Genomic DNA, 23,580 nt, shown 5'->3' on the forward strand with positions numbered 1-23,580 from the left:
TGACCACCATGGACACCATGCAGCAGGTGAACCCGATGAAATTCAGAGGTTCGTTCACCCGCCACCTCCCCTGACTTCTGCTTTGCTTATTTTCCATACGATTGGCCCTCTTTAGTTCCATCGATATTGCCCTGCTCCGACCGCACAGCCAACCAGCAGGGCGCCTGGCAAAAGTCTTTTGGCCACCTTGGTCACTGCGGAAATACCTATTCCCGAGGCTCCGCCCCAGAGGCAGGCCCGGAAATAGTGATTTCGAAAAACTGTGCTTGTATAGCGCAGGGCACTATTAAAGGGTGCGGGGGAATAGTGACGAGTGCGCCGCTTCGTCCATTTCCAGGAATTCTTGGCAACGCTTCCCCAGTCGCGGTGGAGAGGGCTCCAGCGGCTTACGTGGATCGGGTTGCGCCAGTGCCAACTGCCGAATTTACCGTTGAGGTCGTAGCAGTGGACGGGGTCGCCGTTGCAGTATTCGTTGGCGTTGGCGTTGCCGCCGGGGATGGGGTCGGTTTGGAGGAAGCGGCCGGTGGTGGGGTCGTAGAGGCGGACGCCCATGAGGGTGGCGGCGGTGAGGGTTTCGGGGTTGCCGAATTCGTCGTAGGCGAGGCGTTGGTCGATCGCGGCGGCGCATAGCGGGTCTTCGAACTTACCGAATGCCGGGTCACGCCATGTGGGCGTGACCCGGCACCTGGCCGAGATGGCTTATCAGTCTCGTCGAGAGTTCCGAATCTCTCGCACGGTGCCCACCACGACGAACACCGCCGCCACGCCGAACCCGATACGCACCCACACGTCGTCCGTCGTGATCATGGCGATTGTCGCGATTACGAGGACGAGGCCGCTCAATAGCATGCTGAATGCACTCAGATTGCGCATGTTACTTGCAGTACCCCTTTTTGTAGCTACCTGGAATCAACCCAGGATATCCAAAAGGCCACTTCAGCTTGAGGCATTTGTGGTCCGCGTATGCCCACTGGGCCTTCACCGCGATGGTCCCGGCGTTCATAAAGACCCACTTCGCGATGACCCCGACACCCGAGCCAACGAGAACTGTGGACGCCGCATTGACGATGGTGGCCGCAGTGGCGGCGCGGCCCGCCTTCTTGGTTTCCCTTCTGTTGAGGTAGATCGTCCCGCTGACCCACCCCCAGGTGACCTTGAACTGGCCTGTGAGGTCAAAGGATCTGATTGGGTCCGAAGGGTAGGTATAGGCGTTCGCGTTGCCGCCGGGCACGGAGTCCGTCTGGAGGAAGCGACCCGTGGAGGGGTCGTACGCCCTCACGCCCATAAGCATCACGCCCCCGATGTGATCGCTGCCCCGCTCGTAAGCGCCAAGCCAGCCGTAGGTTGGGGTTGCGGATGTTCCGATGGCGTTGCCGAATTCATCGTAACGGTAAACCGAGAGCGATTGGCTTGCGTCCAAGGGAAGCTGGACAGTGACGTCGCCGTGCAAATCGGTGAGCTGGAGGCTCACACCACCGGTCGCGGTAGTGATGGCACTCAACCGACCTTCCAAGTCCTGAACGTTACGGGCGATAGTGCCGCCGCTCTGTGACCAGGTTGGGCTGTCACAACCGCAGCCGAAGTGACTGACCGTGCTGCTCGTTGCTGTCCAACTGCCATCTGTTTGCTGGGTTTCCACGGTGGACAGAGAAAGCCTGTTCTCAGCGTCGAGACTCCAGCGCTCGCGCTTCCCGCCGATCGTCTCCTGCTGGAGGACGTCGTTCGCGTAGTAGCCGAGGGTAGCGCCGGTGGCCTGGACAGTGGTCCGGCCAAGTGCGTCGTAGACCGTGCCCGCTGTGGAGAGACGGTCGGCGCTGTCGTAGGTGTAGTTGACTGTGGCCGGGGTTTCGGCGGTGCCGTCGGGGTTGTCGACTGTTGTCGTGAGACTGGTGCGGTTGGTGTTCTTGTCGAAGGCGTAGGCGCGGTGGGTGATGGTGGCGTCTTGGACGTCTTCGATGTTAGTCAGCCGGCCTGCGGCATCGTAGGTGTAGGCCTGGTTTCCGGTGTCGGTGGTGTGGGTGACCTGCTGGCCATGGACAGTCAGGGTGGCCGAGTCAGCCGTGACGATCAGGCCGTCGTTGTCACTGGCGTAGGTGCGTGAGGTGTCGGCGCCGGTTTCGTCCCGAGTGAACGTCACGGTGTAACCGCCTGGCAGGGCCTCTGTGGCCAGGCGGCCGTCGGAGTCGTAGGTGGCGTTGAAGGTGCCTGCGACGGAGTCGGCGCGGCCGGTTTCGAGACCCCGCGGATCACTGGCGGTGTCGTAGGTGTAGGTGGTGGTCGACGGGGCCGAGTCGGTCACCCTGATGGGCCGGTCGAGGGCGTCGTACCAGGTGGTGGCCGTGTTACCCGCACCGTCGCTGTAGGAGGTCTGCCGACCAAGGAGATCGTAGGTCTGGCTGGCTGTGTGGCCGCCGGCAGTGATGGTGGCCTGCTTGCCGGTCGCCTGGTCGTAGGACGTCGTGGCACCAGGCACGGCGGTGCCCATTCCTCCGGTCACCGAGGTGCCGGTGGTACGTCCGGCCGCGTCATAGCTCGTGGTGGTGGTGCGGGTGCTGCTGCCCGCCGTGTCGGTGACGGTGGCGGCGCTGCCCCACCGGTCGTAGGTCGTGGTTGTGGTGGGCAGTTGCGACGGGTTGGTGCCGCCGCCGGTGATCGCACTGGCCGGGCCGGTCGAGCAGAGCAGGTCGGCCCATTCAGGTCGTCCGTTGCAGGCGCCGGTGCCGGTGGCGGACCAGTAGGTCGTGACGGTGGCCCCCGCGTCGGTGCCGGTGGACTTTGGCAGGGTGGTCTTGATGACGCGGCCCTGAGCGTCGTAGGCGGTGGTCCTGACCAGGTTCAGTCCGGCCGGGTCGGTGACCGTAGTGGTGGGCAGGCCCTTGGCCCAGTCGTATCCGGTGGTGCTGGTCCGGGTGTCACCGTCACTGGTGTAGGCGTCGCCCGCGTGGACGTCGGCGCCGATGGTGACGGTGGTCGGCTGGTTGGTCACGGTGGCGGTGCCGTTGGTCGGGCGGCCCTGGTCGTACGCGGTGACGGTGTGCGCACGTGCCGGGACGAAGGACCCTGCGGGCAGGCTGGTGCCGCCCGCGGTCGCGGGCAGGGCCTTGGCAAGGGTGACCATGTGCAGGGGGCCGGACTTCTCCAGCTCCCGCTGGCCGGCGTTGGCCGGGTCGGTGTCCTTGTTCGTACCGGCGTCGGCCGCCACGCTTGTGGTGTTGAACACCGATACGGTCGACAGCAGTTGGGCCCGCTCGGCGGACGGCAGAGCGTCAATGCCGAGTTGTTGCTGCTCGGCCAGGCTGTCGCCGTCGGTGGCGAGGGCCAGTTCGCGGTTGGCTGCGGTCAGCTCACGGACGGTGTGACCGTACCGGTCGTACTCGGTGGTGGTGATGCGTGCGCCGGGGTTGGCGGTGTTGACCTGACGGCCCGAGGCGTCGGTGTAGGCGATGATCGCGCGCTGGTAGGCGTTGGCGGTCAGCGCGGCGCCGTCGTGCGACGCGGGTACGGCGTCCGAGGGGAACAGCGCCGTCGCGTCCGAGGGCGCGTCGCTCTGCCCCCAGGCGGTGACGTCGCCGCCGGACATCGGGTAGGGCGCCTTACCGCCGCTCAGCGGCACGTCGTAGACCAGGTTCGTGCTCGCGGTGCCGTTGGTCTGGGTGGCGCTTCCGGGGGTGAGCGTCGGCCGGGAGGCCGACAGCAGCATCCCGTCGCCCGCCGTCGCGGTGTTCCCGGCGCTGCCGTAGGCGAACGTCCACTGCAGTTCACCGGGCGGGGTCAGCGTGGTGATCCGGCCCGCGCTGTCGTAGTCGTAAGCCGTCTTCAGCGACGGGCTGATACGCGGATCCCACTGCTGGCGCAGGCGGCCGGTGGTGTCGTAGGCGTACTGCGCGACCGTGACCGCGGTCGCCGCGGACGCGCCGGGGTCGGTTCCCCACAGTCTGATCTGGGAGACCCGGTCGGTGAAGTCACCGAACGCCGAGGCGGTCGCGGTCGTGGCCGTGGCGTACACGTATTCCAGTACGCGGCAGCCCTTGGTTCCGGGAGTCGTGGCGCAGGTGGACTGCGTCACCGCGGACGTCGGCGCGATCACGTACTTCGGGCGGGCCAGGAACGTGTTGCCGACCGGGATCTTCTCCGAGACGACCTGGGTGGTGGAGTTGGTGGTCGGCAGGAACGTCGAGGTCACCTGCCACGTCGTGGCCGAGGGGTCGACCTTCGCGAACGTGGTGGTCGTGCCTTCGCTGTCTTTCAGGGTGAAGGTGCCGGTGAGCAGGGAGCCGGTCAGTGTCAGGTCCTCCGCGCCCGGTTCGGGCTTCCACCCGCCGCCGGAGGCCGCGGTGAACCCGGTCGGATCACCGTCCCCATCGACCAGCGCCACCGACCTGTCCGACGCCTTACGGAGGTAGGACCAGTCCGAGCCGGTGATCTCGGCGGTGGTGCCCGCCGTCCACTGCGGACCGAAGATCGCCGCCTGCCCCTCCTGCGCCGACCCGTTCGTGGGACGGCGGGAGGAGGCGCTACGGGTGACGGTGAGATCGAACCCGGAGGCGTCCGTGGCCGACAGCGAGGCGTCACCGGTCAGGGCGTTCACCGAGGCCGGACCCGCGCTCAGCAAGGGGGCGGTGCCCGCGTTGCGGTCCACGGTGATCGTGGTGGCCGGGGAGGCTCCGGGGGTGGTGCCGTCAGTGAAGTTCGCGCGTACGTCCACCGGCCCGTCGCCGAGCGTGTCGGTGATATTCCACGTCAAGGGGGCGGGGGTGGCCAGCCCGTTGGAAACGGTCAGCGCGACCGGCCAGGCCGCCAGCGTCGTCCCGTCCGCTTTGGTGACATGCGAGGCGGGAACGTCGTGCCAGGTATCGGTCTCACCGACACGGTACTGGTAGGTGACACCGGTGTAGTTGGGCTTGCCCTGGGCGGTCAGGGCAACCCTGCGCGCGGGACGGTCACCGGGCGCCGGGGCGGTCAACGCCGCGCCGTCACCGCCGTAGAAGACGTACGAGGTCCCAGTGGCGATATTCCCGGCCTTGTCGTGGGTCTTGGCACTGATCACGTGCCGACCCGCCCCGAAGGTCAGAGTCTTGGTGAACGCCGCCCCGCTCGTCGCGGTGTACGTCCACGTGCCGCTGTCCAGCGTCCACGCCACCTGCGCCACGTCACTGGTGGGCGGTGCGAAAGTGAACGCACCGCTGAAGTTCCCCTTGGAGTCCGGGGTTCCCGACCACACGTTCGAAGGGAAGTCGCTGGACGAGACCGTAGTGTTGGCCGGTGCCGTGGTGTCGATGATCAGGGACTTGGCCGCCGTCCACGCGGAATAGTCGCGGCCGTCGTACGCCCTGACCTTCCAGGTGTACGAGCCGTCCGCCAGGGCCGTGGACACCTTCCACGTACCAGCAGTGCCGGAGTTGACGAACGCCGAACTCCCCGAAGCCTTGACGGTGGTACCCGACAGCACCTGGTAGTCAAGACGCACGGTGTCACTGTTGGCGTCGGTGGCCTTCGCCGACAGCGTCGGAGTCGCACTGGCCGCGTAACCGTCGGTCGCCGTCGGCGAGGCCGCCAGCGAAGTCGGCGTGGTGGGCGGGGTGTTGTACGTGATCGACAGTGACGCGGCGCTGGAGAACCGCTTGAACTGGACCTCGTTGGTCTCACTGCTGGCGACCAGCACGAAGCAGATGGTCTGCCAGTGGTTCGCGGCGGCGTTGGTGACCTGGTTCATGAAACTGAACGTCCCCGACGGGCTGGACGTACACGCCGGACCGAAGTTCACCGAACTCTGCTGGGCGACCTTCCCCGGCGCGTTGGCCCACGTGGTGGAGGCGTCGAAGACATTCGTGGACCACGCCTGGACACCGTAGGACGTGGTGCCGCACGACGCGGAATAGCTCTCCGTCATCTTCATGTCGGCGCTCAGCACCGTGCCACCCCAGATCGCCGAGGGAATGCTGACGCGGTAGTAGGTCCGCTCGATTCCCTTCGGCGAGGAAAACCCCTGGTACCCGACACCGTTGCCGTTCGATGGGCTGGAGTCGTAGTTCGACGTGTTCGGATACGCCTGCTGCACCTCGTTCCAGTGCAGGCGGCTGCCACTGGCCGGATGCGGCACATAGGCGGGGTCGATGTAGACCGGGAAGACGGTGCTCTTCGCCGTCAACAGCCCACGGTCGGGCGTCAGATGGAGCTTGCGGTCCTTCAACGTGGTCTTCACCGCCGCATGGTGGGCGTGCGAACCCGGCCCCTGCGCGGTGGAACGGGTGCCCGCGCGGGGCTTCGCCTTGCCCGCCTCCGCGGGCGCGAGCCCGGCGATGCTGTTCCCGCCGCCCGCCACAGCGGGCTCGGTACTGGTCGCGGAGTCCCACATCACCGGCGCCGGAGAGTTCACCAGCAGACGGCCGGTGCCGTCGGTCACCGTCAGATTCCCGCCCGCGTCCGTCGCCGCGATGACGCCGTTGCTGGTCGACACGCTCTGCACCAGATCCGACAGCCCCGGGCCGGAGGCCGCCTCGGCGGACTTGACCACCAGCGTCTCCTCCACCCCGCCCTTCAGCGAAGCGGTCAACTCAAGGTCCACGTCCTTCAGCACGTTCGCGTACGTCGCCTTCGCACCGGACAGCACCGGCATCGGCAACGCCGTCGGCCACGTCAGCGACAGGTTCTTGCCGTCGACCGTCAACGAAGCCAACGGCCCCGAACCACCGCCGGACAGCACCAGATCCGTCTCGGCCGCCACCGGCACGACACTGCCATCGGCCCGCAACTGGAGCGTGGGGTCCAGATTCACCCACGAGCCGCCGCGCTGGGTCCACTTCGGCTCCGCGAACGCGGTGTACGTCACCGTTCCGTCGGCGTTCACGAACGTCTGCGAAGCATCCGTACGCTCGCTCAACGCCTCGATCCGCCGGCCCTGCAACCGTGCCATCAGCCGCGCCGACAGCACATCCCGCGCCTCCGCCACCCCGTACGACGGCGCCGACGCGACCGTCCCCTCCCCCTCGGACCCAGGAGCAGCGAACGCCACCCCCGAATCCGCCGCGACCGTCGCCGCCTCAACGGCCAGCGCCATCACCACAAGCACCGACACCCGCCGCAACCACAACGACGAGCAAGACGATGAACGTGCGTGTCTCAGACCGCCCGGCGCGGAACGCCGAGCACCCCCCCAGAACATCCCCACGACCCCTCCTCGTCAGAACCCCCAAGGCGCAGAGCTGCCCCCGCGACTAGAAAACGGTCGGATCTTCACACATCCATCACACGGAGGGGAGTAGTTCAAAGGAACTGCCATGTGGAGCTAAAGGGCAGGCATAGACGACTTGAGTGAGCCGAAGGCTCAGTCGGCTCGCCAAATAACTGCAGACCGTCACGAATCACCGCTTGCGTAGCAACTAAAAGCCGCGTATCGCACCTGAAACACTTGACGAAGTGAGCGTCATCACACCTTCGCCGCCCCGCTGTACCTCCGCAGAAGAAGCCGGGCACTTCCTCGGACGCCGGGAGCTATCCGTTCTGCTGTGCGGCGCACTGCCCTTCATCGCGCCATGGCTGCGGCCTCGAAACCGTCCTGGGCAACGCCTCGGCGGCGCCACCCAGGACGGCGCGTCGCAGCGCGGCATCCGGGACGTTCTCGCGCACCACGCACTCTTCGCCTGGAACGGCTCGGCTGAGGCCGAAAAGGCTATCCCCCCGCCTCCCGTAGTCCGCTTGCGAGCGGCAAGCGAGCATCACCGCATGGCGGCCGTCGCGGCGCGGAAAACCGGTGAGGCGGTTGCCGCTGAAATGCGACGATGCGGCTGTTTTGCAGGGTGGTTGTTCGTTTTGCGTGCGCGGGATGTGGCGGTGAGCTGACCGCCTCGGTGTCGCAAGTTGAGCTGCCGGTCGACGCGTATCAGAGGTAAGGGAACGCGGTGCAGCTCCCGGTGCTCATGGCGCGGGGCACGTTCACGGTGGACCCGGAGCCCAGCGGGCAGCCGTGGCGGGGGTGGGAGGAGATCGATCCGTACGAGACGGCGGCCCGGGGCGTCTTCGCGCCGGTCACCGGGCTGTCCTACGGGGTGCCCGGCCCTCATCGTCGACAGCATGCTGATCTTCCAGATGGCCGCGCCGCGCGACGCGTTCACCGACTCCTTCACCTCGCTGTTCCCTGCCCCCGGCCGGGCGGGCGCGCCCTTGCGGGGTCCGCTGGTCCTCACCCACTCCCGCTGGGACCGGGCGACGGGCTTCTGGCATCTGCGGGCGGAAGGGGCGTCGGGGATCGGCCACTCGGGCGTCGGCAGGACGCCCGTACCGCAGTCCTCGATCCGGCTGCGGACGACGCGCACCGCGTACCGGCTGGACGATCTCGACCACCGCATCGTGAACGTGGACGCGGGATGGCTCTACCGGGGTGGTTGGGGGACCCGGCTGTCGCCCGCCGGGGCGCACTCGGACTTCCAGCATCCGGAGTCCTCGCATCTGCTGCTTTCGCTCACTTCGCACTCGCGGTGACTCGGCCGGTGGGCCGGGGGACGGGGCGGGTGGCGGGGAAGTGGAGTGGGCCGCGCGGGGGTTGAGGGCGGAGCTCCTGGCGGGGGACGAGGACGGGGTACGGGCGGTGCGCCCGCGGGGCGGGGCGGCGCCGGAGGGGGCGAAGGGGGACGCGCATTCGTGGGCGGCGCCGGTGATCACGCCGGCGGCGTCGGGGGGAGTGCTGACGACGTTGATCACGGCGGTCAGCGGCCGGCTGGCGCGGCAAGGGCCGGACACGACGGTCGTGTGGGAGGTCGGCGGGGACCGCATCACGCTGCCGGGGGCGACCGAGGCCGAACGGGCGCGCCTGATCGGAATCCTGGCCGCACGGCACGGCTACGCGTAGCCACGACGACGCGTCGTCAGGAAAGCGGGCGGGAGCGCCAACGCGCAGCCCGGCCAGGGGCGTTCAGGCGGCAGAGCCCGCGCGCTTGAGGCGCAGTGCGGAGACGAGGAAGAAGACCCCGCCGAGGAAGGCGTAACCCGCGAGATTACGCAGGGAGGGATCGTCCTTGCCCGCCTGGGCCACGACGTCAGGGCCTCATGCGGGCCTCAATGGGGCTTCCGCTCTTGGCGGTTCGGCGGTGAGGCCCCTGAAGGTGGTGCGGCCCCACTGGGAGGCGCAGTCGACTGATATGCCGTCAGGCGCCAAGCGCTCGTTGAGCCGTACGATCCGGGCCTGCAAGGCGCGGCGGGTCATCGGCTCGTCGGCCGCGCCGAGCAGGAGGCACAGGTCGTGGCAGCACCAGGGGCGCGCGGTGGTGCGGAGGATGTCGAACAGGACCTGCTGAGTGCCGCGTTGAGGGCGCGGCGATCCGTGGCGCGGTGCTTCCGGCGGCCGGCGGGGCGAGGACCTGGTGTCGAGCCAGCGCCGTTCGGCGAGGATGCGGCCGGCCAGTTCACGGGGGTCCGTGTCGCGCGGGATGACGTTGGCGGCGCCGGCCAGCAGCAGGTCAGCGGAGTCCGTACGGTCGGGCACCAGCACCACCACGGACGACAGGTGGCTGAGGGCGTGGACGCGCTGGCCCAGATCACCGGTCCCGCGCGGGCTCGGGACGTCCAGCACGGTGAGGGGGGTCCCGGCCCTGCGCAGCAGCGTGCGGTAGGCGGATTCCGAGCCCCAGGGGTGGCACAGCGCGGGCAGTACGTGGTGGGTGCGCAGGGCGCGCAGCAGGGCCGGGGTCCGCTCGCGGTGCAGCGAGAGAACGACGCTCACGGGATACGTGAACTGCTCCTCGGCCGGGAGGGAGCGAATTAACTTCTCGCCAAACAGGTCAATAGGCATGGCAATGCCGCTGACACGGACCTCTCCTGTGGACGGTCACGGGAGCCGGGGACGGCACTCGGGTGCGGGAGGCGGGGGACGGGACGCGATGTTACTGACGGCGATCCCCGATTCCCCGTGGCTGAGCACGGGTTGGTCACCGTCTGAGCACGATCGGGCCCCGTGCTGAGCGTCCGGAGGGGCAGGCGGGAGAAGGGCCGGAAGGCCGGCAGGGCCGTCGGTCGCGGTCGGCCGCCGTGCTCCCGGCCGGGGCATACGGTGGGCGGCCACGCGGCGTTGGCCGGTCCGACACCGTGGTGCCATTGGGGTCTGATATATCTGGATGCCTGAATGACCCAACCAATAGGGCCGATTATCGCTCCACAGGGATAGGCAGTGCACCGGCCGCCGAGCAACGTCGTTCCGTTCGGCCGGGATTGGGCAGGGGAGGGCAGGTGGTGGGGTGTCTCCCACACGTCCGCGAGCGGTACGCGTCCGGTACGGCGCGAGGTGACGGACATCGTTGTCCCGTCGCTCCCGCGCTGACACCGCGCGGGCCGGTCTCTCGTGGCGCGAGATGAGGACGCATCCGCCCGGTCCGCGGAGACCCGCCGGCGCACGCAGGCTCGCGTGACCGGCCGGGAACGACTCACCGAACGAGGACAGTGATGAGCCAGCAGGGCGCGGGACGGCCGGGGTCGCCGTCGCGCACGACGGCACGGTACGGGGACCACGGGGAGGGCCAGGCATGAGCCGTTGGGCCTCCCGCCTGTCCCGCAAGGGCGGCGGCGCGAGCGGTACGGGCGGCGCGACCCGTACGAGCGCTACGGCCGGTACGAGCCGCGGCGCCGCTGCGGCGGAGTCCGTCCCCGCCCCCCTCGTCGAGGACATCGACGGCGTCCTCCTGGTCCGCTCGGTGGACGACGACTCCTTCCCGATGGCCGTCCTGGCCGAAGTGGCCCACACCTTCGGCGCCGAGGCGGACATCGTCACCGTCATGGTCGGCTCGGAGGGCGCGGGGCAGGGCAACGGCGGCGGCCACTGGCCGCGCCTGGTCACCCTCCTGGACTCGCTGCGCGCGCAGGGCACCCGCCGCGTCCGCCTCGTCCTGTCCGGCGCGGGCGACGACCGGCCGGGCCGCCCCGGCACCGCCCGCAGGATCGCCGACGGTTGGGGCTTCGAGGTGTTCGCGCCGGACGGCGTCGTCCTCATCACGCCCGGCGGCAGCCTCTTCGTCCGGGGCGACGACCGTCCCGAGGGATGCTGGTGGCGCTTCGCGCCCGGCGAGGCACCCCGGAAGCTGGGCCCCCGCGCGCCCGCACCGGCCTGGCAGGAGGCCGTCGGCCGCGTGCCCACGCGGACATCGGGCGGCTGCGTGGTCGAGCAGATTCCGGCGGGCCTGGTGATCCGCCCCGCCGACGCGCCCGGGCCGCGCCCCGACGACCTGTGCTTCGCGGTGCCGCTCGACTCCGCGCACGCCGTCGTGCTGGTCGGCGCCCCGCACGCGGAGGACGTCGCCGCCGACGAGGTCGCCGCCGTCCTGTCCGCGCTCCCGGCGGAACACCGCGCCCGCGTGTGCCTCGCACCCGGCGGACAGGCCGACCTGCTGCGGCTGGCCCACACGGTCGCCGACACGCTGGACAGCCGGGTCGACGTCCTGACGGGCCTGCCGCTGCTCGCCGACCACGCGCCGCCCGGCGCCGTACCCCGCCCGACCCTGATCGGCCGTGACGGCGAACCGAGTTGGCAGCCGTACGTCACCGCCGTCGCGTGCCTCCCGACCGACGCGCGGGGCAGAACGCCCCTGCCCCGGCTGCTCGGCAGCCTCCCGCCCGACTGGCTCCCCGGCGGCACAGAACCGGGCACCGTACGGCTCACGGACGGCTGGCAGGCGACGGTGACGCGCTCCGGCCTCGCCCTGTGGGCCCAGGGCACGCCCCGCCCCCCGCTCGTGGGAACCGCCGTCGACCCCGAGACCTGCGCCATCGAACTCGGCGCGCCCGGACAGCGGTTGGACGCCTCCCTGCTCACCGCGCTGGCCCGCCTGCTCACCGGCCTCGGCGCCACGGCCCGCGCCAGGACCACCCTCCTCGTGCGAGGACGGCTCACCAGCGGCGAGGCCGAACTGCGCCGCCTCGCGGCGGAACACGGCGTACGCGGCATCCGCTACGTCACCGCCGCCCGCCAGGCCCCGCCCCCCTGGCAGACCCCGCCCCGCCCGAACCAGGACCGTCCGGGACCTGACCGCCCGAATCAGGACCGCCCGGGACCGGACCGCCCGGGACCGGACCGCCCGGGACCGGCAGCGTCCCCGCGCCCTCCCGCGCCCGTGGCCGTACCGCCCGACGCTCCCCGTGAAGGACCTTCCGCTGTCGTGGAGTTGACCGGTACGGCACCGGCTCCGGCGCCGGGTGCGGAGCCCGTACGCCGTCCGGCCGCCGCGAGCGTGCCCACCGACAGCGCGTCCCCGGCCGGGGACAGCGGCGCCGACGGAACGCTCGTCCGCACGCCGACGACGGAGACGGATGTCGCCGCGCGCGACCGTTCCGCGCCGGGCGCTCCGGGGGAGCGGGGCGGTGAACGGCCCGACGGTACGGCCGAGGCGGGCCGTACGGTCGCCCCCGGCCCGCGCACGAACAGCCGGGGGCCCGGTCCGACGCGGTCGGCACCCGCGATCACCGCGCCCCTGCGGGGCTCCGCACTCGTCCGCGCACTCGTCGTCTCACCCGGCCCCGAGCCTGACCCCACCCCCGAGCCCGACCCCGCACCCGTCGCTCAGCCCGAACAGTCCGAACGGCCCGAACAGCCCGAGCCAACGGCCCCGTTGGCCGTCAGGCGGGAGGAGCCCCGCCTCGTGCTGCCCGGACATGTCAGCACCGCCGCGCAAAGGGCGGCGTTCCGCGAGCTGGTGGGGGACGGCTGGGAGGGGCACGCGGCAGCCGTGGACGGGCTGTTGAAGCGGAAGCTCGCGCTGCGCGGGGACGAGCGGGAGGCGGCGCGGCTCGATCTGGTCGCGGTGCGCGCGTATCTGTCGGCTGACGAAGGGCCGCTGAGCCAGCGGGAGTTGGCGCGGGGCCTGCGGGCGGGCGAGGCGCGGTCGCAGGCGTACGCCGGGTGCGTGGCGTCCGGGCTGCGGCGGCTGCCGTCGTACCGGGGCGTGGCCCTGCGCGGCGGCGCGGCGGGCGGTGCCGAGCCGAGGTTGGGCGCGCTGCTCCAGGACCCGGCGCCGATAGGGGCGTTGGCCCGGATTCCGGCGGCGGGCGGGACAGCCGTGCGCTACGCGATCTGGTCGACGACCGGCCGCGAGGTGGGTGATCTGGCGGCGGCGGACGGTGAGATCGTCTTCGCGCCGGGCACCGGATTCCGCGTGCTGGGGACGTGGACCGCACCCGCCGGGACCCCGGTCGTACTGCTGCGGGAACTGCCCGCGCACGCGACCACGTACATGGACGGAGCACGGGAGTTGAGCCCACGGGACCTCACCGCGCTCGCCGAACTGAAGGACGCGCTCGCCGGTGGTCCGCCCGCCGAGGAGGGCCGGAGCTGGCCCGAGCGCTGTGTCGGGCCCGTGGGCGGCAGCGGGTAGCCGCCCGCACCGCACATCCGGGCCGCACGCCCGCCGGCACGCAGGGCAGGACACCGCGCCGCACGACCGACTGACCACCAGGCCGAAGGAGAACCATGAGCAGCCGTCAGACCCGACCCGACCCCGACGGAACGCCCCGCGCCACCGAAGGCGGCGCGAACTCGGCTTCCTCCAGGGGCGGTTCGTCCGTGCGCCGGGCGGTCACGCTGGGGCCCGTGGCGGCCGATCCGGGCGAGGCGCTGACGCCCGCGGTGCCGCGGACCACCGGCGCGGCGGCGCCCTCGGCCCCCGACACCTCCTCGCGCCCGGGTACGTCGTCCGCCCCCGTGACGGCCGCCGCCGCGCGGCCTGAGCCCGCGGCGGGCGGTACGGCGGAGGCGGGCGGTACGTCCGAGGAGCCGACGTTGCCCGGCAAGGGATCGGCCGAGCAGACCCCGGCCCCGGCCCCTGCCCCAACCCGTGCCTCGGCCTCCGCCCCGACCACGGCCCTGACCACCGCATCGGCCAGCGCCCCGACCTCCGCCTCGGCCCCCACCACCGAAGCGGGCGAAACACCCGCCGAGACCCCCGACGCGAAGGCCACCCGCGAACTCACCCGCGAGACCGGCCCCGGGGCCGCGCTCCCGGCCGAGCGACCGCCCTCCGGCCCGTCCCGCAAGCCGCTGCTCGCCGCCGTCGGCCTGGTCGGCGTGGTCATCCTCGCGGTGCCCCTGGTGGCCTGGGCGACCAGCGGCTCCGGGCACAAGAACGACCATCTGACGACGGCGGCCAGCACCGCCGGGCGGATCACCGACCCGCCCGCGACCGTCCCGCACATCCCCCTGCCCCAGAAGTCCTCGGCGTCGCCCGCCGCCAAGCCCACGACGAAGCCCAAGGCCAGGACCAAGGCCGTGGCGCCGCGCCCGCCCGCGCCGCCGAGCCCGACGGCCCGGCCGACCGCGACACCGACGAGGAAGGCGACGACCCCGTACCTCGGCCCCGGCCCGCAGATGCCCGGCGACGACAGGACCGCCTCGGCCACGGTCCTCCGGCTGGCGGCGCGCGAACCCGGCCGCCACATCTGCTACCGGGTCTACGTGGCGACCTTCGGCTGGCAACTCGCCGTCTGCGACGGGTCCGTGGCGGGCTCCGAGGTGGACGCGCGGAGCATCAAGGCCATCCAGATCGCCGTGTCCGGCACCAAGGGCACCTCCGCCAACGCCTACTTCCAGGCGAAGGGGTGGGTGAACAAGTCGTGGGTCACCGTGGAGGACGGCGCCGATCTGACCCTCGGCGCGGCCAGGCAGGACGCGCCCAACATCTCGGGCTTCGGCATCAGCGTCGGCAGGGCCACGGGCACCGTCTGCCAGAACACGTACAGCCGCGGCGGACCGTGGGGCAGCATGGCCTGCGACACCCCGCAGACCGCCGACAACTACATCTTCGGCGGCACGCTGGACGAGACGCGCTGGCTGGACGCGGTGCGGTTCACCGTCTGACGGACGCCGACGGGCAGGGGACGGCCGCACGCCGGCCGTCCGCCGACGGTCCGGGTCAGCCGAGCAGCCGCCAGCGGCTGTCGTCGTCGGTGCCGCACGAGCCGATCACGAGCCGGGCGGAGGGCGCCTTCTTGTCGGCGCCCTCGACGCGCAGGCACAGATGGTTGCTCGCGTAGTTGCGTATCCACACGGTGTCGCCCCCGGCCGGGGCGAGCCACCACAGTTGGTTGTCCGCCAGCGTCCCGGTGCAGTTCGCCTCGGACAGCTCGGTCCCCGACGGCTGCGCCCCGCGCTCCGGCGGGTCGATGCACAGACCGTCCATCGTGTTGGAGAACTGCACGAGATCGGTGCCGCCGGGGCCGCTCGCGGGAAGCTTGACCGTCATGTTCCAGAACTGGTTGTCCTGGTCGGTGCCGTCGCAGTGGTACTGGTCGATCTCCAGGCCCAGTTGGCCCGGTCCGTTGTAGGGGATGTCGACGCACATCCCGCTGTAGGCGTTCATGATCAGCACCTTGCGGTCGTGCGCGGTCAGCGCCCGCGGGTCCTCGCCGCCCGACCCGGCCGTCCGCTTCGGCGTCGGCGTGGTGGAAGGGGTCCTGTGCGGCTTGGGCGAGGCGGTGTGCGGGACGGGCTTCCCGGTCCGCTTCGGCACGGTCTTTGTCGGCTTCGGGGTGGGCGACGGCGACGCGGAGTGCGCGATGTTCTTGTACGCGGCGGTCCGTTGGGCCGCCAGGTCCCGCTTCTTGTCGTGCTCGTCCGCCTGGTGGCTGCGCCAGGCGCCCATGCCCAGGGTGGCGCCCGCGACGAGGGCCAGTACGGCCACGGCGCCCGCGACCCTGCTGCCCACACGCGAGTGCTCGCCGGGCTGACGGGTGTGCGTCGTCAACGCCTCGACGAACCGCGCCCGTTGCCGCCGCTTCGCCTCGTCGTGGTCACTCTCGCTCAACGCCGCTCCCCACTCGCGGAAGGTCCAACTGGCAGGGTACGCAGATGCGTTCGCGCCGCCCGCTCACGCGGGCCGGGACGGGCGCGGCTCACCGCGGCGCCGATCCGTACAGCTCGCGCTCGCGCAGCACTTCCGCCGCCGTCGCCAGCGCGGTGGACAGGCGGCGCCGGTAGGTGCTGAAGGACAGTCCCGCCCGGCTCGCGGCGGCCTGCTGGCTGCGCGGCCCGCTCAGATACGTGATCTCCAGGACGTTGCCCAACTGCCGCCGTCCCGGCTGCGCGCGCAGGTACGCCACCGTCTCGGTCAGCACCTCGCGCAGCGCCGCCGCGTCCCCGTCCGGCGCCACCAGCCGGGTGCCGAGCAGCGAGCTCTCCGCGAGCTGCCGCGCGTCCTGGAGGCTGCGGTAGGCGTGCTTGACGGCTTCGGCGAACTCCGGCCACGGCATGGCGGCCTCCGCGGTGACGGTCACCGGCGCCGGGCCCGGCGCGGGCTCGTCGGCCAGCAGCCGGACCCGCAGATCCACCGCCCACCGGTCGAAGGGCGCGCTGCGCCAGTCCTGCACGAAGGCCAACACCCCTTCGCCGTAAGCCCCTTCGCCGTACGGTCCTTCCCTGTACGGTCCTTCGGCCGGTGCCACCCGCTGCTGCCCGTACAGGTCGAGCAGCGAGGCGAGACCCGGCCGGTCAGGGGCCGCGCAGGTCCAGCTCACCGCGAGGTTCGGTGTGGTCGCCCACAGCGTGGTCAGCGCGAAGGCCGCGGCGGCGGCGCCGCCGGTGCTCCAGCGCGCCAGCAGCAGCCGCTCGGCGCGCCGCAGCGGCCGGCGGCCGGCGGTGTACTCCAGCGCGGCACGCGCCGTCGGGTCGTCGGGCAGCCCGGTGGCCCCCGGGTCCAGGCAGGGCGCGACGAGGGCGGCGGTGACGCCGCGGCGGCCGTCCTCGGCGACGCAGAAGGCGCCCGGCTGCCGGTCCCACCACTGCCGGGCCAGAGCGGCGGCCTCGTCGCCGTGCTCCTTGCCGATCGCGGCCAGCACCTCGTCCAGATCCTCCGGGCGGGCGGTGCGCAGCCGCAGCCGGTCCGTACCGCGCCAGTCGACCGTCTCCCGCGGGAAGCGGCCGGAGCGCCCCAGATAGGCCAGGCCCGCGCCGAACGCCCAGCGGCTGCCGGTGCGGCACGCCAGTTGCTCGGCCAGATGCGCGTGCAGCCGGGTGAAGAGCCGTTCGTACGCCGACAGGTCGCGCCAGCGCAGCTCGACCAGGAGCGCCTCGCGGACCAGCTCGTGCGGGACCAGGCCCTCGGCGGTGCTGCGGACGAAGGAGAGTCCGCGCAGCCAGGCGCAGAGCTCTCCGGCCTCCGCTGACGGTACGTCGAGCGTGTGCCGCAGGAGGTCCTCGGTGGTGACCCGGGCCAGCGCCAGGACGTGCAGCGCTTCCGCCTGACCGGGCGACAGGCTCTCGCGCAGCAGCAGGTGCAGCAGTTCGCCCACCAGGTCGGGGGAGTCGGCCAACTCCCAGGCGGTGCGCGGCTGCACGGAGTCCGTGGCGCGTTCGCGCGCGTCGGCGAAGAGCGCCAGGGCGAGCGGCACGCCGTGCGCGGCCCGCACGATGTCGGGGATGTCCGCCTCCGGCACGTCCCGGTTGCGCAGCAGCTTCGTGGCCTCCGCGGTGTCCATGCCGCGCAGTTCGACACTCCGCAGCGCCTGCCACCACTGCACGTCGGCCCGCCACTCGGCCGACGGGGGCCGCCGGCTGCCGACCACCAGGAACAGGTGCGAGGGCATCCGCGGCAGGAACTCGTCCCGCAGCCACTGCTCCAGCGGCCCGAGCGCCTCACCGGAGTCGATGAGCAGCAACTGGGCTTCCTGCGACGGGCCTTGCGCGTCGAGGGCGGCCAGGAACGCCTCCGGTGTCGCGGCCGTGGCGCGCATGTCGACGGTGCGGACCGTCCTGCCGTGCGCCTCGGCCTCGTCGGCGAACCGGTGCAGCAGGCTGCTCTTGCCGAAGCCGCCCATGCCGTGCAGCCACACCACGAAGCAGGAGCGCCGGTCGCTGAGCATCAGGTCCCGCAGCAGCCGCAGTTCCGCGGTCCTGCCGGTGAACACCGCTCTCCTGCGGGCCGCCAGTGTGTACCCGTGGGAGTCGGCCGGCAGGGGTGTGGGGGATATGCGCATCATCTATTGATGAGTCCTCGGGAGCGGGTGCGGTTCCCCCGGGCGCCGGGACGTCCGGTCCCGCGTCGGTCGCCGGTGCCGTGGGCTCGAACGAGAAGGGTCACTCATCGCTCCCGTCGCGGATGGGGGTGGGCGCCACAGGCCGGCGCGACCGGGGCCGTCACTCGGCGGCGGGGTACTGCCTACCCTGGTGGGTCGATGTTAGACCCATCGATTCACGGACGGGCGACGGCCAGAGATATATGTCCCGTTGTGCTGTTGCAGCGCATTTGCGCAGGCGAAGCGGGGTGCGGGCGCTGTCGATCTCCGCCGGGGCGGGACGGCCTGACGTGCTTTCTGCCTAGCCGGTTGGGCCAATTCAAGCCGAAGGCAAGAGGGCGCACGAGGCATGCTTGACTGCCTCCCGCGTGGATAAGGTGGTTTGGCTGAGATGCGCAACGGGGAAGGCCGGGCACCTGGTGGACAGCGACGTGCAGGTGAGTCGTCACTCGGACGTACCCATCTACCGGCAGATCGTGACCCAGGTGTCGTTCATGATCGAGACTGGCGATCTCGCGGTCGGCCAGACCCTTCCCAGCGCCCGGCTGCTGGCGGACAACCTCCAGATCAACCGCAACACGGTGGCCCGCGCGTACGCGGAGTTGAGCGAGCTGGGCCTGGTCGAGAGCCGGGGCCGCAGCGGGACGACCGTGGTCGGTACGGGCCGGGCGCGTACGAGTTCGCCCGCCAGGGACCGGGCGTGGGCGGTACTGGACGCGGCGGCCAGGGAGTGCGTCGCGCTCGGCCTGTCCGCCGTCGAGATCCAGTCACTCGTGACGAGCCTCGCCCTGCGCGCCGAGGACGACGTCCTCAAGGTCGCGTTCGTGGAGTGCAACGCCGACCGGGCCGGCTACTTCGCGAGCGAACTCGGCCTCCACCTCGGTCTCAAGGTCAAGCCCCTGGTGCTCGGGGACTTCTCGCCCGAGGAGGAGCACGACGACCTCGCCCTCACCACGTTCTTCCATCTGGCCGAGGTGCGGCGGCTGTGGCGCGGGGAGCCGACCGAGGTGGTCGCCATCGTCGCCGCGCCGCATGTGCAGACGCTGGTGCGGATCGCCTCCGCCGCCAGGAGCGGCACGGTGGGCATCTGTTACTCCACCTACGGCCAGGCCGTCAGCATCCGGGACTCCCTGACGCAGTCCGGGATCAGCAACGTCAGGGTGCTGCACGGGGACGAGGGGGAGGACGTCGGGGACCTCGACCTCGTCGTGATCCCCAGCGACATGCCGCAGTTGAAGGCGCGCTTCGAGGAGCGGGTCGAGGTGGTCGAGTTCGGCAATGTGCTGGACGCCGCGTCCGTCCGGATGGTGACGCAGGTCGTCGGCGACATGCAGGCGGCCAAGCTGGCCGCCAAACGGGCCGCCTCCTCCGCCGCGCGCGGCTGACGTATCCGCCGCGCGTGGGGAGGCCCGGTGCTCCCCCGCGGAGAGGGAGGGCTGGGGAGCACCGGGCGTGAGGGGCGGGGTTACCCGAGGAGCCGGGTCACCCGAGGCGCCGGGTCACCTGTGGAGCGGGGCCACTTGGGGGTCCGGGTCACCGGTGGTGCGCGGCGAGACCCTGGTGAACGGCGTTGATCAGCTCGCCGTCCGCCGTGTCGCCGTCCAGGGACCAGACCATCGCGCCGCCCAGGTGGGCCCGCTTGATGTAGGCGGTCTTCTGGGCGATGACCTGCGGGTCGTCGTAGGTCCAGAAGTTGGTGCCGTCGTAGAGCCAGGCGAAGCCGTTCCGCACGTCCCGGTGGACGGTGTAAGTGCCGGAGGAGGCAAGGGCCTTGAGGGCGTGGTAGTCCTCGTTGCCCGCCTGCCAGGTGGCGGGGGCGGGGCCGGTGGACGGCTGGAAGAGGCCCGCGGTGCCGCCGTCGGGGACGCCGGTCCAGCCCTGGCCGTAGAAGGGCACGCCGAGGACGAGCTGCCGGGCGGGTGCGCCGCGCTTGAGCCAGTCGCCGACCGCCTGGGTGTCGCTGAAGTCGTGCGGGACGGGCGAGTTGCGCGGGGCCTTGAGCGCGGACTGCTGGTTGGTGGTGGCCTCGTAGGGGCCGTGGAAGTCGTAGCCCTGGACGGTGCCGAAGTCGAGGTACTTGAAGATCTTCCGGACCTCGAAGCCCGCGTCGATCTTGGCCGGTGCGGCGGGCAGGAAGGCGCTCAGGTCGTAGTGCTTGTGCGCCGTGCGGCCCAACGCGTCGAGCTGGCCGCGGAATTCGGCCGCGAGCGCGGTGAAGTTCCGCTTGTCCTCGGGCCGGTAGACGGTGTCGACGTCACCGGAGGAGCCGGGCCACTCCCAGTCGATGTCCACGCCGTCGAAGAGCCCGGCGGCCGAACCGGGGCCGCCCTTGCCGTCGAGCAGCGGCAGATTGCCCTTGACGAAGATGTCCAGGCAGGACGCGACGAGCGCCTTGCGCGAGGCGGCGGTGCGGGCCGCGTCGGAGAAGTGCGTCGACCAGCCCCAGCCGCCGATCGAGATCATCACCTTCAACTTCGGGTTGGCGGCCTTCAGTTCGCGGAGCTGGTTGAAGTTGCCCGCCAGCGGCTGCTCGGCGGTGTCCGCGGTGCCGTCGACCGAGGAGGCGGCGTCGAGCGGGCGCTGGTAGTCGGCCCAGGCGTCGCCCTCGCCGGCCACGTTGGCCTCGAAGCACTTGCCGTCGGCGCCGATGTTGGCGAACGCGTAGTTGAGGTGGGTGAGTTTGGCCGCGGTGCCCGAGGTCTGGACGTTCTTCACCTGGTAGTCGCGTCCGTAGACGCCCCACTGGGTGAAGTAGCCGACGCTCTTGTACGACGAGGCGGAGGAGCCGTGGTCGTCGCGGCCGTGCGCCTGGGCGGCGGAGCCGCCCGTGACGGCGGGCAGGACGGCGACCAGGGAGAGGGTGGCTGCGGTTGCGGCCATACGGCCGAGAATTCTTCGACGCATGCGCGTGAAGGTATTGGTCTGGACCAATAAGGGTCAAGGGGGACGGCACAACCCGTTCACAACCCGTCGGCGCCGAACCGTAGGATCCCCCAGTGGACATACCGCCGCCGCCCCCGCCTCCGCCGTCCTCCGACGACGCGCCCCCGTCCCAGCCGCCGCACGACGCCCCCACTTCGCCGTACGCCGGGCTGCCCTCGTATCCGCAGAAGCCGTACGACCAGCAGGGCGGACCGCCGTACAGCGGTCCGGGACAGCCGACGTACGGCGGCCCGTCATCGGGCGGGCCCGGCCCCTACGGCTCCGTGCCCCCGCCCTACAGCGGACAGCAGCCCCCCGGCTCCGCGCCGCCCTACGGCGGGCAGGCCCCGTATCCCGGCCAGGCCCCGTATTCCGGGCAGCCTCCCTACGGCGGCCAGGGTCCGCACGGCGCTCAGGCTCCGTACGGCGGTCAGGCAACCTACGGCGGGAATCCGTACGGCGGGCAGAATCCGTACGGTCCCCAGCCGTATCCCGGCTATCCGCAGACCGCCGGCTGGTACAACCCGCAGGCGAACACCAACGGCATGGCCATCGCCTCGCTCGTGGTGGGCTTCACCTGCATCCCCGTCCTCGGGGTGATCTTCGGCCTGGTCGCGCTCAGCCAGATCAAGAAGCGCGGCGAGCGCGGCAAGGGCCTGGCCGTCGCGGGCCTGATCCTCAACGGCGTCGCCACGGTGCTTCTCGCGGTCTTCATCGCGCTCGGCGTGGCGGGCGCCTTCGACGACGGCAACACCCGCGTCGACCGGATCAGGGTCGGCCAGTGCTTCAACACGGTCGACAGCTCGCTGGGCGACTACGGCGGCGACGGCGCGCGCTCCACCACCGTGGACGTCGTCGACTGCTCCGAGGAGCACGACGCGGAGGCGTACGCGATCTTCACCGTCGACGCGGCGGACGACGGCGGCTACCCCGGAACGGATCGCATCTCGGCCGTCGCGGAGTCGAAGTGCGCCTCTTACGCGGACGACTACGCGGACGGCACGCCCTGGGAGAAGAGCGCCGACGTCTACTACTACATGCCGCCGGCGGACGGCTGGCGCCGCGGCGACCACAAGGTGACCTGCTTCTTCGGCGCCACGCACGGCTCGATGACCGGCTCGGTGAAGGACGGAGGCACCAACTCCGGATTCGGAGTGTGATGCTCGGGGGAGGGCTTGCGGACGGGCACCGACGGTTGTCAAGCTGTCGCAGACAGTCAACCCCTTGGGAGGGGCACGTGCCTTTCGGTGAGCAGCCCGCCTACCTTCGCGTCGCCGAGGATCTGCGGCGCAAGATCCTCGACGGGACGCTCCCGCCGCACGCGCGGCTGCCCTCGCAGGCCCGGATCCGTACCGAGTACGGGGTCTCGGACACCGTCGCGCTCGAAGCGCGCAAGGTGCTGATGGCCGAGGGCTTCGTGGAGGGCAGGTCCGGCTCCGGCACGTACGTACGGGAGCGGCCGAGGCCGCGGCGCATCGTCCGCAGCGGCTACCGGCCCGCCGGGACGGCCAGCCCGTTCCGGCAGGAGCAGGGGGACGAGGGGTGCAAGGGCACCTGGGAGTCGCGCAGCGTCCAGGACCACGCCTCGCCCGCCGTCGCCGAGCGGCTGCGGATCGAGCCCGGCGACCGGGTGATGCGCACCCACTACCTCTTCCGCACCGAGGGTGAGCCCTCGATGCTCTCCACCTCCTGGGAGCCGCTGGCGCTGACCGCCCGCACACCGGTGCTGCTGCCGGAGGAGGGGCCGGTCGGCGGCCAGGGCGTCGTGGAGCGGATGGCGGCGATCGACCTGGTGGTCGACCACATGGCCGAGGAGGTCGGCGCCCGGCCGGGGCTCGCGGAGGAGACGGCGGCGCTCGGCGGAGTGCCGGGGCACATCGTCATCGAGATCCAGCGCACGTACTACTGCTCGGGGCAGCCGGTGGAGACCGCGGACGTCATCATCCCGGCGGAGCGGTACCGGGCCGTCTACCACCTGCCGGTACGCTGACCCGCCGTCAACTCCCTTACGGCGCCTGGCGGTACGGATGGTCCGGGCGGTACGGGCGCTGGTGCCCACTCCGGCGTGCGCCCGGCGTGACCGCCGGGGGCATCGGACACGTGTGACCTACAGTCAACTTCTGGTCGAACACCTGGCCGGAACGGTACCTCTTCGTGTCATTCCGTGCCCGCGCCGTGAACCTCGGGCGTAGGGTCGGGCATATGCGCATCGCCGTTTCCTCGGACATGGATGAACCGGTGGCCAGGCAGGTCGTCGACGAGCTTCGTCACCGTGGTCACACGGTGCTCGCCTACGGCGCGCTGCGCCCCGGAGACCGCAAGGACTGGGCCTGGAGCGCGGAGGCGGCGGCCCGCGCGGTGGCCGAGGGCGCGGCCGACCAGGCGGTGGTCTGCTGCTGGACCGGCACCGGCGCGTCCATCGCCGCGAACAAACTCCCGGGCGTCCGGGCCGCGTTGTGCGCCGACGCGTACACCGCGCGGGGTGCCCGCCGGTGGAACGACGCCAACGCGCCGGCGCTGAGCCTGCGTTCGGTGTCCGGCGCCGTACTCGGCGAGATCCTGGACGCCTGGTTCGACAGCGCCGCGAGCGATGCGGCGGACGACCGGGACAATGTCGCGCACCTGGCGGACCTGGAAGCCGGTTCCGCTGCCGCGACCTCGCCTGAGGGGGCCTGAGCT

Annotated in this window: 17 protein-coding genes; 9 read left to right on the plus strand and 8 right to left on the minus strand. The window is 71.3% G+C overall.

Annotated elements, in window-relative coordinates; translation table 11 throughout:
- Nucleotides 1–111: 111 nt before the first annotated feature.
- Genes ACIO6U_RS23075 through ACIO6U_RS23085 form a run of 3 tightly spaced genes read right to left on the minus strand, consistent with a single transcriptional unit; the run spans nt 112 to nt 7,075 of the window.
- A complete protein-coding gene (locus tag ACIO6U_RS23075; protein WP_401722242.1) occupies nt 112–696 on the minus strand; it encodes an RHS repeat-associated core domain-containing protein in 585 nt (194 codons plus the stop codon).
- A gap of 6 nt (nt 697–702) precedes the next feature.
- Complete coding sequence (locus ACIO6U_RS23080; protein ID WP_401721770.1) at nt 703–873, minus strand: hypothetical protein; 171 nt, start codon at nt 871–873, stop codon at nt 703–705.
- A 1-nt stretch (nt 874) separates the two neighbouring features.
- Nucleotides 875–7,075, minus strand: coding sequence for an RHS repeat-associated core domain-containing protein (locus ACIO6U_RS23085; RefSeq protein WP_401721773.1), 6,201 nt, complete (start codon nt 7,073–7,075; stop codon nt 875–877).
- Nucleotides 7,076–7,416: 341 nt separating this feature from the next.
- On the opposite strand from ACIO6U_RS23085, the gene ACIO6U_RS23090 reads away from it, so the two are divergent.
- A complete protein-coding gene (locus ACIO6U_RS23090; protein WP_401312973.1) occupies nt 7,417–7,839 on the plus strand; it encodes a hypothetical protein in 423 nt (140 codons plus the stop codon).
- 40 nt (nt 7,840–7,879) lie between these two features.
- On the opposite strand, the gene ACIO6U_RS23095 is transcribed toward ACIO6U_RS23090, so the two are convergent.
- Nucleotides 7,880–8,029, minus strand: coding sequence for a hypothetical protein (locus ACIO6U_RS23095; RefSeq protein WP_401721776.1), 150 nt, complete (start codon nt 8,027–8,029; stop codon nt 7,880–7,882).
- Nucleotides 8,030–8,070: 41 nt separating this feature from the next.
- On the opposite strand from ACIO6U_RS23095, the gene ACIO6U_RS23100 reads away from it, so the two are divergent.
- Together ACIO6U_RS23100 and ACIO6U_RS23105 are read left to right on the plus strand one after the other, a co-directional pair.
- A complete protein-coding gene (locus ACIO6U_RS23100) occupies nt 8,071–8,478 on the plus strand; it encodes a hypothetical protein (protein ID WP_401721779.1) in 408 nt (135 codons plus the stop codon).
- A 172-nt stretch (nt 8,479–8,650) separates the two neighbouring features.
- The gene (locus tag ACIO6U_RS23105; protein ID WP_401721782.1) at nt 8,651–8,845 is read left to right on the plus strand and encodes a hypothetical protein; all 195 of its coding nucleotides are present in this window, start codon (nt 8,651–8,653) and stop codon (nt 8,843–8,845) included.
- Between the two features lie 195 nt (nt 8,846–9,040).
- Here ACIO6U_RS23105 and ACIO6U_RS23110 read toward each other — a convergent pair whose 3' ends face one another.
- Entirely contained in the window at nt 9,041–9,784 is a 744-nt protein-coding gene (locus ACIO6U_RS23110) for a hypothetical protein (RefSeq protein ID WP_401721785.1), read from the minus strand.
- Between the two features lie 727 nt (nt 9,785–10,511).
- Between ACIO6U_RS23110 and ACIO6U_RS23115 the strand changes: the two genes are divergently transcribed.
- Both ACIO6U_RS23115 and ACIO6U_RS23120 read left to right on the plus strand, forming a co-directional pair.
- Nucleotides 10,512–13,349, plus strand: a complete 2,838-nt coding sequence (locus ACIO6U_RS23115) for a hypothetical protein (RefSeq protein WP_401721787.1) — start codon at nt 10,512–10,514, stop codon at nt 13,347–13,349.
- Nucleotides 13,350–13,444: 95 nt separating this feature from the next.
- A complete protein-coding gene (locus ACIO6U_RS23120; protein WP_401721790.1) occupies nt 13,445–14,827 on the plus strand; it encodes a hypothetical protein in 1,383 nt (460 codons plus the stop codon).
- A 55-nt stretch (nt 14,828–14,882) separates the two neighbouring features.
- On the opposite strand, the gene ACIO6U_RS23125 is transcribed toward ACIO6U_RS23120, so the two are convergent.
- Together ACIO6U_RS23125 and ACIO6U_RS23130 are read right to left on the minus strand one after the other, a co-directional pair.
- Complete coding sequence (locus ACIO6U_RS23125) at nt 14,883–15,773, minus strand: RICIN domain-containing protein (RefSeq protein ID WP_401721792.1); 891 nt, start codon at nt 15,771–15,773, stop codon at nt 14,883–14,885.
- A gap of 88 nt (nt 15,774–15,861) precedes the next feature.
- On the minus strand, nt 15,862–17,871 hold the full coding sequence (locus ACIO6U_RS23130; protein ID WP_401721795.1) for a hypothetical protein: 2,010 nt from the start codon (nt 17,869–17,871) through the stop codon (nt 15,862–15,864).
- A 584-nt stretch (nt 17,872–18,455) separates the two neighbouring features.
- Between ACIO6U_RS23130 and ACIO6U_RS23135 the strand changes: the two genes are divergently transcribed.
- Nucleotides 18,456–19,364, plus strand: coding sequence for a GntR family transcriptional regulator (locus ACIO6U_RS23135; protein ID WP_401722244.1), 909 nt, complete (start codon nt 18,456–18,458; stop codon nt 19,362–19,364).
- A gap of 148 nt (nt 19,365–19,512) precedes the next feature.
- On the opposite strand, the gene ACIO6U_RS23140 is transcribed toward ACIO6U_RS23135, so the two are convergent.
- Nucleotides 19,513–20,883, minus strand: coding sequence for a glycoside hydrolase family 18 protein (locus tag ACIO6U_RS23140; RefSeq protein WP_401721798.1), 1,371 nt, complete (start codon nt 20,881–20,883; stop codon nt 19,513–19,515).
- 92 nt (nt 20,884–20,975) lie between these two features.
- Between ACIO6U_RS23140 and ACIO6U_RS23145 the strand changes: the two genes are divergently transcribed.
- The 3 genes from ACIO6U_RS23145 to ACIO6U_RS23155 all read left to right on the plus strand — a co-directional run bounded on the left by ACIO6U_RS23145 (nt 20,976) and on the right by ACIO6U_RS23155 (nt 23,577).
- Nucleotides 20,976–22,061 (plus strand): DUF4190 domain-containing protein, encoded by a 1,086-nt coding sequence (locus ACIO6U_RS23145; protein WP_401721801.1) that lies wholly within the window; start codon nt 20,976–20,978, stop codon nt 22,059–22,061.
- Between the two features lie 77 nt (nt 22,062–22,138).
- Entirely contained in the window at nt 22,139–22,891 is a 753-nt protein-coding gene (locus ACIO6U_RS23150; RefSeq protein WP_355348321.1) for a GntR family transcriptional regulator, read from the plus strand.
- A gap of 212 nt (nt 22,892–23,103) precedes the next feature.
- Nucleotides 23,104–23,577, plus strand: a complete 474-nt coding sequence (locus ACIO6U_RS23155) for an RpiB/LacA/LacB family sugar-phosphate isomerase (RefSeq protein WP_401721804.1) — start codon at nt 23,104–23,106, stop codon at nt 23,575–23,577.
- Nucleotides 23,578–23,580: the final 3 nt, after the last annotated feature.

Origin of the sequence: Streptomyces sp. NPDC087422 (assembly GCF_044744145.1) — a bacterium.
In the GTDB taxonomy this organism is placed as follows: Bacteria; Actinomycetota; Actinomycetes; order Streptomycetales; family Streptomycetaceae; genus Actinacidiphila.